The sequence below is a fragment of the Streptomyces sp. JLSY215 genome (assembly GCF_059682825.1).
The window spans coordinates 8,868,593-8,881,882 of sequence record NZ_CM185022.1 but is presented as its reverse complement, the minus strand read 5'-3'; the positions used below and the strand labels follow the sequence as shown (position 1 = coordinate 8,881,882).

Below are 13,290 nucleotides of genomic sequence, written 5' to 3'. Positions count from 1 at the left end.
CTCCAGCGATCGGAACGGACGTCACCGCCCATCCAACCGCTCCAACTACCAATCCGGCGAACCTATTCGGTCGTTGCACTAGTCACTGCAGACTTCGTCATGCACACCACCCGGTGACGGGCGGTTAGATGTCGTGTACGGCCCCGCCGCGCCTCGTTCCCCTCGTGGGGCAGGGCGGGGCGCCGACTCCCTGATTCACCTGCGGAGCGGCTATGTCTCCATTGCAAGCAGTTCCTCCGCGACCGCCAGAAGTACGCTGGGCTGCACGGTCGCGAGAGCCTCGGCGGACGTCTGCCAGTCGTCAAGGCGCAGGGCTTGAGCAATCAGCCGCTGGGCGCGGGCGTGCTCGACGTGCAGAGCCACGGCGGCCAGTGCCTGCGCCTGCAGCCCGGGGGCGGTGAGGGTGCGGGCTGTGCTCAGGGCGTGCTCCGCCTCGCCCACGCGAGCCAGGACCTCCACCCGCTCGGCAAGGGAGGCGGCGCGGTCTCTGTGCTCCGCCACAGTCCGGGTCACGGCCGTGGCCTCGCGGGCTATGTCCCTCGCGAGGCTGGTGTCGCCGGCTTCGGCCAGGGCTTTTGCCGCGTCAGCCAGGGCCCGCCCCCGCTTGCCCTGGTCAACGAGCGACCGCGCCAAGTCCACGGCATCTTGGGCCAGCTGTCTGCAGTATTCCGTGCGGCCTGACGGAACGACGGCCTCGGACAGCCTTGACAGGTCCAGCGATCGTGAATAGTCGTCGTTGCCTCTCCACGCCGCGTCTTCGGCCTCCTCAACGAGTTCGTCCGCGAGGCGGGCGTCTCCGGCCGCGGCCGCCGCCTCCGCCGCCTCCGCCAGTGCCTCAACCCGCAGCCCCGCGTACTTAATGGTCCGGGCCAGGGCGACGGCTTCCCGGACGATGCCCGCCGCGCGCTCCGTCTCTCCTTGCCGCGCCCGTTCCCCGGCCACAGTGGATAGAGCAGTTACCCGGCGCGTCGTATCTCCGTGCTCGATAGTCCGGGCCATGCCCTCGGCACGGTCGGTCTCGCCCGCTCTGGTCAGCGCGCCCACGAGGGCCACCAGAACCTCGGCTTGGTCCCGGTCCCGGACATGCGTGATAGTCCGTGCCACCGCCGCGGCGCAGGCTGTGTCGCCCGACCGGGCAGCCGCCTTCGCCACCTCCGCCAATACGTGGGACCTGTGGGCCTCCTGTGCGATGCTCTCGGCCACGACCACGGCTCGGTGCGCTTCGCCGCAGCCGGCCAATGCTTTCGCCAGCACGAACTTCTGCGGGGAGGGATGGGTGGCCTGGCGCGCGAGAACTTCGCACTCGTGGGCGAGAGCCCGGGCACGGTCCGTCTGCCCCGCACGGGTCAACGCGGCCGCCACCTCCGCCACAGCCCTCGCTCGGTACGACGTGATGGGGATGGCCTGCGCCGCTCGCAGGGGGCGCTCGAACTCCCCGGCCCGCACCGCCGCACCCACTGCGGCAGCCAGCGCTTCGGACCGTTCCCACGACCCGGTGATGCCCTGTGCCACGCTGAAAGCGCGTGCGATGTCCCCCGCCCGCGCAGCCGCCTTCGCGATCCCCGACGCTTCGCTCTCCCGCCGTTCGGTCTCGTTGAGCATCTCAACCTCGGCCCCGAGGCCGGCGGCGCGCACCTCTACGTCGTACGTGTTCTCCCCCCGGGCCAGAGCCCGCACTACAGCCGCCTCGGTGAGCGCCAGTTCTCTCAGTTCGTCGTCTGTCTCGTTCCCAGCGACGGCCATGGCCTCGCGGATGATGTCCTCGGCGTGATCCGTACGACCGGCGCCGGTCATGATCTCGGCCACCTGCCTCAACGAGCTCGCCTGCGTAAAGGGGTCACTCTCGGCCCTGGCAGAGGTCACCGCCTCATTGGCCAGAGCATCCGCCCGGTCAGTTTCCCCCGCCCGTGCGTACGCCGCCGCTATGTCCGCCAGCGCCCGCGACCGCCAGCTCGGGTCGGTCAGAGACCGTGCCACGGCCTCGGCCTCCTCTGCCATCTCGCCCGCGTTCAGGAACCCTTCGGAGTCCAGCCGGGCGCCCCCCTCACCGTGGCCGAGTACCGCCGCGACAGTGCCGCGCTCCCGCATGGCCTCGCTGAGTAAGGCCAGCGCCCGGGCTCGATCCGGAGCAAGCGGGATGGACCGCGCCAGCGCTTCAGCACGCAGCGGACACCCGAGAAGAGCCCAGACAGCGGGCAAGTCGGTCGGGATGTCGCGGTTGCGCTGCGCGAGGTGGTCACGGCGCAACGCGAGCAGGGTCATGGCGCGCAGATCCGGTTGCTCGTGGCCGAGGATCACGTCCTGCGCAGCCAAGATCTCGGTCAGCGCGACATCGTCAGCGCCGCTCACCTCCAGCAGGCGGTCGTGCCGCGCCTTGTCCAGGGCCAGGTCAACCATCCCGGCCACGTCCCTCTCGCCGCTCAGCAGCTGGAACCAGCCCCGCAGCAGGTATCCGGGCGTGCCGACGGGCCACTTCTGCCGCCGGTAGCCGTCCGCCCAGTCGCGCAGCCGCTGCCGGTATTCCCGCAGCCGTTCGGCGCCGAGCCGGCGCAGGGTCTCTTGTTGGATCTCCTCGTGGCCGAGCACGTAGATCTCGTAGGCCGTCGCCGTGTCGGAGCCGCCGTGGGCGAGCCGGCGGGTGATGCTGTGCCCGGCGCCGGCACGCAAGGACTCCTCGATCTCCGTCGCCGCCCGCCCGGTCAGTTCTGCCAGGTCCCGGCTGCTCAGACCACCGCCGGCCGCGGCAACGAGACCTAGCAGGTCCCGGTCCGCCGCGCCGCCCTGCAGCAGCCACTCCAGTTCCTGTCCGGCGTCGGCCTGGAGGGCGCGGGCGTGCGCAGACGCCTTGAGCACGTACTGGATCGCGGTGTCCCACAGCGGATGACCGGGCGGCACGTCGGAGGGAAGCAAGTGCTCGCTGCGCCCCGCCACCACGACGCGCATGCCCGCCGAGGGCCGGGCGGGCAACAGGGCGGCGATGCTGTGTACGACATCCCCGGCCGCCCCGCCGGGCGCCACGGCCCCGATGTCCTCGTCCAGTCCGTCGACGACGAGCACGAGCCGGTGCCCTTGCCTCTCGCAGGACACCGCCGCGGCGTCGAGCAAGGCCCACAGGTGCGAGGGGCGGGTGACGGGGGTCAGGTTCTGCGGTAAGGGTTCGCCCAGCAGGGCCGCCAACTGCTCGATGACCACGTCCAGGAACGCCTCACGGTCGTTCTGGGCCGCGAGACGGGCGGTGATGAAGAACGAGACGATACGTGTCCCGGGCGGCGGGTTCAGGACCAGCCAGGACATGAGGGCGGTCTTCCCCGCCCATGCCTGACCACGCAGCCAGAGGTAGCTGGCACCAGCGTCCTGGGTGCAGAAATCCCTGAGGACGGCCAGCTCCTCATCCCTCGCCAGCAGCACCTCGGGCGCGATCCACCGCACCTGGTGGCAGTACGCGGACCGGGCGGCGGCGGGGCCGGACGCGTACACGTTGTACTGGACGTTCCCCGACCCGATCTGCAGTCCCTGGGAGCCGGCGGCGTTCACTGAGCGGATCGCGTTACCTTCGTCCACCGGGTGGGCCTTCGTCAGTCGGACGTGTTGTGGAAGGTGTTGGTCTGGGAGTTGTGGTCACCCACCTGTGTGCCTTGCGCGTGGCTTACGTTGACGACGTACGTTCCCTTGAGCTGAGCAGTCGCTTGGAGCTCTTCAAGCAACGTCCGGGCGGCGGAGACGAGTGCGTCATCGCTCTCCGCGTCGGCCTGCGTCAGCGCCCTGTGCAGCCGTGGTTCCCAGATCCCCGGCTCGACCTCACCCGCCTCAAGGACGTCCAGGTCCTCGTTCTCCCCATGCGCCCCGCTTCTGAGTCGCCGCCGTACCGCAGTACGCAGACTGCGGTACGCATCCCCCACCGCACCGCTCGCCGCATCCGTGAGCCCAGCCGAAGTGCCGGCTGCCAGCGCGGCAACGATCAGATCCACCCCAGTCACAATCTGCCCCCATTGCCTAGATGATGTCGGCAACGATTCCCCACCGCTGCTGCCCAGGCAAGCGGATCACGCGATTCTGGGCTTGATCCGCTTTGACGAACATTCGGGGTCAGAGGGCCAGCCTCGGGAGAATGTCCATCATGGATGAGCACGGCGGAGAAAAGGGGCTTCGCCGCCAACGCCGTTCGCGCACGCAGGAGCCGTCCCGCTACCTAGGAAGCCTGGAGCAGGACACCTCAGGCTCGCGATGTGCCAGGCCCCGCCCGCCCGACCCCACCCCTCTGAGCGCCCGCTCGGCGCAAGGGAAACACCGCCCGAACTGGTGAGCCCCTGCAGTCACAGCACTAGCGATTGGTGAGAGGGGACTGGGCGATCCGGTCACTGATCTCGAAGTGGCCGCCTTCGGGGCCGGGGTGGCGGGCTCAGCGGAGGTGGAGCCGAGATGGTGGTAGAAGGCGCGGCCCCGCTGGCGACGGGCCGCTCGTCCATGGGCGTCAATCGTCAGCGTCCACGCGCAGCTCAGGCACTCCTTCGACAGATCGAATCAGCTGGTCTGAACGGATTCCGGTGAACTGCCGGTATCCAAGCGGGGCTCCATGGTGGATCGGCCAGCCGAAGTGCCGAGGGAGCGTTGATGGCGTACGAGGTAGTGACTGTGCGGTTTCGCAGCGAGCTGCATGCCCGCTGGTCGGTGTTCTTCGATGTTCTCGAGGTGCCGTGGACGTATGAGCCGGTGACCTTCCACGCCTCTGACGGCACATCGTGCACCCCGGCGTTCTGGCTGCCGCGCGAGCGCATCTGGTTCGCTGCCGAACAAGACCGTGCCCCGTCATGGTGGGGGCGCTTTGCAGCAACTGCCAGTAATCGCGAGTACCACGGGGGCCTGTGGGAGGAGCCCGAGGAAGAGGACGAGGAGAGCGTCCCGGACGGGCCGCTGATCGAGGTCGGGGAGGAGTGGCAGGGGGAGGCACTGCTGTGCCTGGGGCCCGTGCCGAGCGGATACAACTGCGATGCCTTCAACGGCCCGTGGGACCATCACGAGGCCTACGGCATGTACACCGACTGGGACGCGGCGTATCGGTGGACCCTCTGTCCTGAATGTGGTTTGTTCGGTGCTCAGTACTTCGGTTATGCGGAGCGGCTGCCCTGCCGGTGCATCGATGACCACGAGCGCCGCAAGATCGACAACAGTGCGGACAAGCGTCTTCTGGCGGCCTACAGAGCTGCAGCCACGGAGCACCTCCTCTCCTTCGGTGAGGACGATGCGGTGCCGTGCACACCTCGGGCCTTTCCGATCGCCCGCCGAGCTGTGGTGCGCCAGCCCGGCGCGGCCCGTGCTCAGGAGCTCTGCGTGTGGGAGTGCGGGTCGGTCGGGGAGCAGTTGCGCGCGGATCTGCCCGCCGGGGCGTATGCCGAGGTGACTGAGGATGCGGATGTGCTGTGTGGAGGGTGCCCGGGGTTTGTGTGCGTGGTCTGCGGCGAGCGGCCGGCCTCGGCGGCCGGAGCGGCATGCTGGGTATGCGAGCCGGTGAATCTGCTCACTTACAGCCTCGCCCGGCAACGGCTCAACGACAAGGCCGGCGAAGCGGGCCACCGTGCGAAGCGGCCGGCGCGGGACATCAACACGCTGATCAACCGCGCACAGGGGGTTCGTCAGCGGGGCGAGGCTTCCTTGGAGCAGCTCGCCGAAGCCTGGGACTCCGGCGCCTCCCAGTGGACCGCCGCCCGCCGCCCGGCCTACGCCAACGACCTCGACGCCGAACGCAGCCTCGTCGCCGTCACCGCGAAGACCAACCGCTCCAAGGCCGACCCCGACGGGCGGATCACCGAGTTCCCGTTGCCCGACCGCGCCGCCCGACCGCACGCCGTCACCGTCGACGGACAGGGCACCGCGTGGTTCACCGAATGGGGCGGCAACCGCGTCGGCAGGATCACCCCCGACGGCTCGGTCACGGTCCACGACCTGCCCACACCCCGCTCCGAACCGCACGGCATCACCGTCGGCCCCGACGGCGCCCTGTGGACCGCGCTGGAGATCGGCTCACTCGCCCGCATCGCCCCGCCGGACAGCACCGCCTGAACAAACCGCCCCCTCCCACACCGTCAGGAGTGGTCGCCCGTACGGCGGCCGGAGAGGAAGTCTCATGAAATACGCACTCGTGATCTTTGCGACGGACTAGGCATTTTCGTTTGGATCAGCCGGTCGTTGGTCTGGGCGTGCCGTTGACTGACGCGCAGTGGGCGCGGATCGAGCCGTTACTGCCGGACCGGACACCGAAACGGGGCGGCCGGTGGCGGGACCACCGCGAGGTGATCGATGCGATCGCCTGCAAGTTCCAGACCGGATCGCAGTGGGTCCACCTTCCGGAGAAGTACGGCAACTGGCGGGGCGTCTACAGCCGGCTGAGGACGTGGGCCGTCGACGGGACCTGGGAGCGGGTGTTCACCGCGCTGGTGGCCCAGGTCGACGCCGACGAGGACCTGAACTGGGCTGTCGCGGTCGACTCCACGATCGTGCGCGCTCACCGGCACGCGGCCGGGGCCCGCAAAAAGGGGCCCCGGCCAACGAGCCAGACGATCACGCCATCGGACGGTCCCGCGGCGGGTTGACCACGAAGATCCACCTCGCAGCCGACGGCAAATGCCGGCCCCTGGCTTTCCATCTGACTGCCGGACAGGCCGGCGACGCACCAGCCTTCGCGGACGTGATGGCCGCCCGCGTGCGCGTTCCCCGCCGCTGAGGGCATCCTCGCACCAGGCCCAACATCGTCCTGGCCGACAAGGCGTACTCCTCACGCGCCATCCGCGAGCACCTGCGCAAACGCGGAATCCGAGCAGTCGTTCCGGTCCCAGCCGATCAGCAGGGACACCGTTTGCGCCGGGGCAGCGGCGGCGGCAGGCCACCCACCTTCGACCGCGAGATCTACACGCAGCGCAATACCGTCGAGAGGTGCATCAACCGCCTGAAGCAGTGGCGAGGGATCGCCACCCGCTACGAGAAGACCGCGACCATCTACCTGGCCGGGACTCCACATCGCAGGCATCTTTCTCCGGTCCGCCCGGTGATCCAAACAAAACCGCCTGGACGACGCTGATGTGCGTTGCCTACCTCACGTGGCCTTCGCAGTGCTAAGGGGCGGCCTCGCCCCGCCGCCCACGGCCTGCTCACCTACAAGATCACGCGTCGGCGATCTCCTTTACGTCCTTGGCAACGTCAAAACGTTTGGGCCCCTTCGCAACGATGAACGAGACGATGTCGCCCTGCTCCAGAGCGAGAGGCTTTTCGACCCATTGGAAGTGCGTGAAGAGTTCCCTAGAAGCCCCACCTGCCGCCTGGTAGGTGATGAAGCCGAACCCCTTGGCCGCATTGAACCATTTGACCTGCCCCAAACGCCTTTGCTTGTCCTTGGCGATCTCGCTGCTCGCGGAGGCTGCCTGTGCTGTTGCTGGCGTGGCGACGACGGTCACGGCGCCACCACCGGCGATCGCCAGGGTCATGACCGCGGCGACGATGCTCTTGCGCATTCGGATCACTACTGGTTCCTCCACTCGTGTGACGGAGAGGGGCGGCAGGGTGCGGCCCGGGCCGGCTTCCATAGCGGTGCGCTCCTTTGTGCCGGATCGGATGATCCGTAACGGGAGCGTCCAGCCCCATCGCTCTCCTCGGGTCTCAGCAGACACCGTGCCGTAGGGGCACAGTCAAGCGTCACGTCGCGAGTACGCGAACCGCGTCAACACCCTCGCAGGCGACGCGCTGTCGGGAGCCGCCCAGACTCCAAGATCATCCCAGGGCGGGATTTGCCCCACGAGACCCTCGACACGACCACCCCCGACGGCCGGCTCGTCTTCCACGCCTTCGCCGCCCTGGCCGAGTTCATCCGCGAACTCATCGTCCAGGGCACCAACGAATGCCTCGACGCCACCCGCGCCTGCGACGCCCACCTCGGCCGACCGCCCGCCATGACCGCCGAACAGGTACGGCACACCCGGGACCTGCTCACCCGACCGGAGAACACCGTCTTTCTCTGGTCCGCCCGGTGATCCAAACGAAACCGCCTAGAGCCTGTCCGATTGGTTCTGTTCACGGGTCCAGGCACGGCCGCCGCACCGGTCGATCAGGACCGCGACAGCGGCCAGCTGCTCCTCGGCGGGCTCGCCGTCCCCGCGGTAGAACTCGGCCAGGCGCGCACTGTCGCGGTGCCCTGATTCCAGGCACGCCACGACCGTGGGCGTGATCTTGCGGCGGCGGACGTCCCCGTAGCGGATCCGGTTCAGCGGCTCCGCCGGCCACAGATCCGACAGATCGTTGTGGTATTGCACCGCCAAACCGAGGTCGACGCGGTGGACGGACAGGGCCTGTTCGGGCAGGTCGAGGGACGCAACGCCGCCGCCTTTGCCGCCTGGCTGACAGCCCAGCCGACCTGGTGGACCACTTCGATCCGCTACGTCGCCATCGACCTGTGTGCCACGTTCCGCTCCGCCGTACGCACCGCGCTGCCGCATGCCACCGTGGTCGTGGACGCCTTCCCATTCGAAGACCCCCTTTCCCAGGATGAAATTTCGCGGAAAGGTAGGACCTCCCTCCACCGGAAGGACCTCCCCCATGCGCCTGACGCGCACCGCAGCCCTGACCACCGCCACCGCGCTCGCCCTGCTGCTTCCCGCCACCAACGCCCACGCCGCCGCCATCGCCTGCGGCGGCTCCGTCTCCACCCAGGGCATCGCCGCCAACGGCTGCATCAGCGCCGAAAAGGGCAAGGAAGGACGCATCTACACCCGCGAGATCAAAGCCCACGTCGTCCTGACCAACACCCGCCCCCACGCCACCTACGTCGACTACGAAGCCTTCTTCCGCGTCGTCTCCGGCGGCCACTGGGTCAAAATCGGCAACGGACGCACCCTCGTCCCCCGCCGCACCACCACCGGCCCCACCGAAATCGGCAGCACCACCCGCGTCTGCTTCGTCGTCAACGCCAAGGTCGAGATCCGCGTCCACGCCAAACCCGCAGGAGGCGCCTGGAGCAACTGGACCGGCGCCGCGACCTCCCAGTGCCAGACCTGACCGCCATGTTTGCGGCACGCCGATGACGCGTCGTCGTGTTGCGGCTGTGGAGGCCCTCCGAGGGTTATCGGGTCCTGAAGCGGCGGTAGAGGTTTCGGGCCACGTACACCCCAGGGCCGCCGAAGCCGACGATGTCGACGCGCCCGTCGCCGGTGATGTCGGCGAGGAAGCGGGGGTGGCGGTCGACCCGCCAGGCGCCGGCGTCCTCGTTGTACCCGAACCCGCGGCACACCAACTGGGCCTGCTCGAACTGGCCGTCGCCACGGCTGTGTGACACCCAGACCCCCTCGTTGCCGAAGCCGACGATGTCCGGCTTGCCGTCGCCGGTGGCGTCGGCAAGGAATCGGAGGTGCTTCCCGCTCGTCCACCCCTGCGCGTCCCCGAAGTCGTTCAGGACGAGTTTTGCGCGCTCGAACGTGCCGTCACCGCGCCCGCGTGAGACGACGACGCCCAGCGGGCCGAACCCAACGATGTCCGGTGTTCCGCCATCGGTGGTCCTGAGCAGGAACCGGGGATACTCCTCGACCGAGCTCCACCCCTGGTCGACCCCGAAGTCGTCGAGGACGTACAGGGGGTCGGCGAACTCTCCTTCCTCGTCCTGGAGCGAGACCCAGACGCCGTCGTCGTGGCAGCCGACGATGTCGAGCCTGCCGTCACCGGTGGTGTCAGCGAGGAAGCGGGGATGCTTGTCGGCAAGCCAACCGCCAGCCTTCTCATCGTGGCCGAACGACCGGAGAACCGGCTCGTCGGCGAGCGGTGCGAACGTTCCTTCCTCGTCCTGGAGTGACACCCAGACGCCGTCGTCGTGGCAGCCGACGATGTCGAGCCTGCCGTCACCGGTGGTGTCGGCGAGGAAGCGGGGATGCTTGTCGGCAAGCCAACCGCCGGCCTGCTCGCCGTGTCCGAATGCCTTGAGGACCGGCTCGCCCGCGGGCGCGAACGTCCCGTCCTCGTCCTGAGGGGACACCCGGACACCGTCGGCGGCGAGCACGACGACATCAGGCTTGCCATCGCCCGTCGTGTCCGCGAAAGTCCACAGGTCCTCGAGGCCCGCGGAGGGTACGGGTGGGTGCAGGACGCGCTCTTCGTCGTCGAACGTGCCGTCGCCTCCGCTGGACGACGTCACGGCCCCCTCCTCGGGCTTGAGCCCTACGATGTCCGACCGCCCCGCTCCCGTGGTGTCGGCAAGGAACCGCGCACCGGCCCCGGCCCACCAGCCCGGTTGCCCGCCGGCAGAGCGGGTGGCCCCTTCGCTCTTCCACTCCCCGGCGTCCTCGTTGCTCCCGAACTGCTCCAGGACCAACAGCATGTTGCTGAAGGAAGGCGTCGCATCGGGTGCCGGCCGCAGTGCGGTCGAGGGGGCCAGCCGCCAGGACCGGCGGCTGTTCCAGTGGTCCAGTCGTGCCCAGCGCAGCACGGGGTCGCTGGTGCGCTCGGGCTCGGCCGGCACCAACCGCCACCGCTGGCTCTCCGCGCTGTCGTCGTGCTCGCGCAGGACGACCCGGGTGTCGTCCGCGCCAGGCTCGTCGAGGTCGAGCACGGCGCCATCGGCCACGCCCTCGATGAAGTAGAGGCCCGCTTCGCCCTCGGCGGGGACGACATACCAGTGCTGGCTCTGATTGCCGTCGGCAGCGTTTCCCTGGCGGACGGCGCGGTCCGCGGCGGCGGGGTCGTCGAGCACCTGGCCGCTGACCGCGTTGCGGATCACATATGCCTGATTTTCCTCTGCTTCCTCGCCTTCCGCGGCCTGCACGGGGGCGAGCTGCCACTGCTCCGGGCTCGGGCCGCCTTCGGGGAAGTCGCGGACGACGAGCACCCCGTCCTCGCTCGGCTCGGCCTCGGCACCGAGGGTCTTCCCCGTGGCGGCGTTGACGATCTCCAGCTTCAGTTCTTCGATGGGCACGGGCATCGTGCTGCCTCTTCCAGGCGGTGCGGGCGTTGGCTCGGGACGGGTTCGGCGCGACGGTGGCCGCGGATCACGTGAAGACGTGGTGGTAAGGGACGTTCCACTCGCTGGGCAGCCGCGGGTAGAACGTGTTGATGACCGTCCCGGTGAAGTCCCCGCCCCAGTTGTAGGTGAGACGCACCTCGCTCTCGGCCGTCACCGCGTGGTCCTTGAACCCGAGGATGGCGTCGGGGTGGGTGATCGGCACGAACGTGATCCCGCCCCACGGCGTCACCGTGACGACCCAGAGCTGGGTGTCCTCGGGCGCGCCGTTCTTCCCGCGCCACTTGTCGCCGACCTTGTCGGGCAGGCCCACCTGGACGGTGTCGGCCGTGCTCTTGGGGGCCTCCTGGTGGACGGTGATGCGCCTGCGCTGCGGCTTGGGCGCGCCGTCGTCGCCGCGGCCGGCGTCGGCATCACCCGCACCGGCGGGTTCGGGCGACACCTGGCCCGAGGCGCTCTCGATGAAGTACAGCGGTCGCTGGCCGAAGAAGCCGGCGGGGGTGATGTACCAGAGGTGGCCCTGTGCTTCCTTGGTGTCCGGGTCCAGCGCGGTGGCCAGTTGGACCCCCTTGTCGTGGCTCTCCTCCTTCAGGTCGGCGGGCCGCAGGTAGCCGCCGTTGAAGGCGTGGACGAGCATGACCGGCCGGTTTTCGAGCAGCGCCGCCACGATTGCGTTGTCGTAGCTGTTCACCGCCACCGGGCCACCGACCACCAAATTTGACATTGCCGTGCGCTCTTGGGTGTACATCGCGGAAACCTCACCTGTTCTGAACGTGGAGAACAATGCGTCGGTGCTCAGTTCAGTGCTTTATCGCCCGGAATTACTGCAGGCTCGATCGCCCTCGATTAAGTCGAGTCCGAAAGCGATTGGATGGCCGAATCGAATCCCCTCACCCACGTCAACGCACCACGTCAACGATCGAGGTCACAGCGCTCGCAGGCAGGACTGCCGGAAAGTCATTGATCGGCGATTGGCAGCGCTTCAACCTAGCGTCAGCTCCTGCGAGTTGAGAACCGTCACCGGACTCCGACCACCCGATTGGGTGAATGCGCGAAGTCACCGTTTGAGTGACGAAGCCCGTGGAAATTTCGATTGTCGGGACATGCACAGATTCCTGTTACCGCTTTATCGTTCACCGAGCGCAGTTCGACCAGATCAGTCGAGGACGGGGAATGCCTTCCAACGCGTACAACCTGGAACGGGCCAAGCGCCAGCCACTGACAAAGAAGAATCTTCGGGAACTCAATATCGACCGGACCTGGCAGTCCATCCTGGACCACCCCAACCTGGTCTACGTCGACGATTACGGCGTGCGGCACAAGCCCGTCGGGTTCTCCCTGAACAAGTCGAGCTTCGGTACCTTCCCCGGGTCCGCCTTCAATCTGGGCTGGCTCGCCTACATGAACCTCGGGGAACCGCTGATCGAGGAGCGGGGCGACATCAGCCAGCCCCCGCCCGACACGTTCTCCTCGCGCGCCTACGTCAACCGCAGCCAGACATCCGAGATGACCTTCACCGACTCGGTCGATTTCACCGTGTCGAACGGGGCCACCTGGTCACTCCAGGGGGATGCCAAGCTCACCTTTGGTGGCAGCGTCGGTGCGTCCCTCCAGCTGCAGCTGCAGAACCAGCTCCGGCTGGATCTCCAGTCGCAGCTTCAGACGCAGTGCCAGAACGAGGCGGCGAACCGGAACACGGACACCGTGACCAACAAGAACAGCAAGGACAGCGTCGGCGTCGACAAATCCCATGCCACCGAGACGTCCACGAGGAATGCCTCGACGAACTCCGCGTCGAACTCGATGACGAACTCGGTGGGGTTCACGACCACGGGCAGCGCCACCGGCAACGCATCGCTCAACGCGCAGCTGGCGCTGGGCATCGTGGCCTCCGTCGGAGGCTCCCTGACCACCAGCTGGGCCTCGAAATCGCAGATCTCCGGCAAGGTCCCGCCGGGCTCCCGGGTGACGACCATCGTCACGCAGCGGCGTACCCGCAAGCAGTACTCCTACGAGATCCCGGTGACCTTCTCCGGGTTGCTCGCGGTGCAGTACGCCGTGCCGGTGGCGGTCCTGTCTCCCCCGCAGAGCCGGAACTACCCCGGCCTCGACCACGTGGTCGCCCGCGACCTCGGTGACATCGATCTGGCCGGCGGCAACGGCTTCCGCATGAAGGGGCTGGCCGAAGTCGTCTCCGCCCTGGAGGTCCACCACACGATGTTCGACGGCGAGAGCCTGACCGGCAGCGAACGAGAGCTCCACAAGCAGCCTTGACCGGGCGGACGACGCCGGCACGACGACAA

Annotated in this window: 8 protein-coding genes and 3 pseudogenes; 6 read left to right on the top strand and 5 right to left on the bottom strand. The window is 68.4% G+C overall.

What is annotated here, in order from left to right:
• Positions 1-210 precede the first annotated feature (210 nt).
• Both AC5677_RS39250 and AC5677_RS39245 read right to left on the bottom strand, forming a co-directional pair.
• Positions 211-3,561: a P-loop domain-containing protein gene (locus AC5677_RS39250; protein ID WP_497192631.1), complete on the bottom strand. Its 3,351-nt coding sequence runs from the start codon at positions 3,559-3,561 to the stop codon at positions 211-213.
• 14 nt (positions 3,562-3,575) lie between these two features.
• Positions 3,576-3,968: a Het-E N-terminal domain-containing protein gene (locus AC5677_RS39245; protein ID WP_497192630.1), complete on the bottom strand. Its 393-nt coding sequence runs from the start codon at positions 3,966-3,968 to the stop codon at positions 3,576-3,578.
• Between the two features lie 1,819 nt (positions 3,969-5,787).
• Here AC5677_RS39245 and AC5677_RS39240 point away from each other — a divergent pair.
• Positions 5,788-6,057 (top strand): annotated as a pseudogene (locus AC5677_RS39240) (Vgb family protein); the annotation flags it as partial.
• A 131-nt stretch (positions 6,058-6,188) separates the two neighbouring features.
• Positions 6,189-7,072: pseudogene (locus AC5677_RS39235) on the top strand (IS5 family transposase).
• Positions 7,073-7,154: 82 nt separating this feature from the next.
• Here AC5677_RS39235 and AC5677_RS39230 read toward each other — a convergent pair.
• On the bottom strand, positions 7,155-7,574 hold the full coding sequence (locus AC5677_RS39230; protein WP_497192629.1) for a cold shock domain-containing protein: 420 nt from the start codon (positions 7,572-7,574) through the stop codon (positions 7,155-7,157).
• Positions 7,575-7,775: 201 nt separating this feature from the next.
• On the opposite strand from AC5677_RS39230, the gene AC5677_RS39225 reads away from it, so the two are divergent.
• The 3 genes and pseudogenes from AC5677_RS39225 to AC5677_RS39215 all read left to right on the top strand — a co-directional run bounded on the left by AC5677_RS39225 (position 7,776) and on the right by AC5677_RS39215 (position 9,039).
• Positions 7,776-8,018 (top strand): recombinase family protein, encoded by a 243-nt coding sequence (locus AC5677_RS39225; RefSeq protein ID WP_497192628.1) that lies wholly within the window; start codon positions 7,776-7,778, stop codon positions 8,016-8,018.
• A gap of 267 nt (positions 8,019-8,285) precedes the next feature.
• Positions 8,286-8,444: pseudogene (locus AC5677_RS39220) on the top strand (hypothetical protein); the annotation flags it as partial.
• 136 nt (positions 8,445-8,580) lie between these two features.
• Positions 8,581-9,039 carry a hypothetical protein gene (locus AC5677_RS39215; protein ID WP_497192627.1) on the top strand — a complete coding sequence of 153 codons (459 nt, stop codon included), beginning with the start codon at positions 8,581-8,583 and terminating at the stop codon, positions 9,037-9,039.
• A 64-nt stretch (positions 9,040-9,103) separates the two neighbouring features.
• On the opposite strand, the gene AC5677_RS39210 is transcribed toward AC5677_RS39215, so the two are convergent.
• Positions 9,104-10,948, bottom strand: a complete 1,845-nt coding sequence (locus AC5677_RS39210) for an FG-GAP-like repeat-containing protein (RefSeq protein WP_497192626.1) — start codon at positions 10,946-10,948, stop codon at positions 9,104-9,106.
• 67 nt (positions 10,949-11,015) lie between these two features.
• On the bottom strand, positions 11,016-11,735 hold the full coding sequence (locus AC5677_RS39205; protein ID WP_497192625.1) for a hypothetical protein: 720 nt from the start codon (positions 11,733-11,735) through the stop codon (positions 11,016-11,018).
• 425 nt (positions 11,736-12,160) lie between these two features.
• Here AC5677_RS39205 and AC5677_RS39200 point away from each other — a divergent pair, with 425 nt between their 5' ends.
• Entirely contained in the window at positions 12,161-13,261 is a 1,101-nt protein-coding gene (locus AC5677_RS39200) for a hypothetical protein (protein WP_497192624.1), read from the top strand.
• Positions 13,262-13,290 lie beyond the last annotated feature (29 nt).

Excerpts from the sequence above, each read along its gene's own strand:
- AC5677_RS39230 (WP_497192629.1), bottom strand. The coding sequence starts at position 7,574 with ATGGAAGCCGGCCCGGGCCGCACCCTGCCGCCCCTCTCCGTCACACGA.
- AC5677_RS39200 (WP_497192624.1), top strand. The coding sequence starts at position 12,161 with ATGCCTTCCAACGCGTACAACCTGGAACGGGCCAAGCGCCAGCCACTG.
- AC5677_RS39205 (WP_497192625.1), bottom strand. The coding sequence starts at position 11,735 with ATGTACACCCAAGAGCGCACGGCAATGTCAAATTTGGTGGTCGGTGGC.
- AC5677_RS39210 (WP_497192626.1), bottom strand. The coding sequence starts at position 10,948 with ATGCCCGTGCCCATCGAAGAACTGAAGCTGGAGATCGTCAACGCCGCC.
- AC5677_RS39215 (WP_497192627.1), top strand. The coding sequence starts at position 8,581 with ATGCGCCTGACGCGCACCGCAGCCCTGACCACCGCCACCGCGCTCGCC.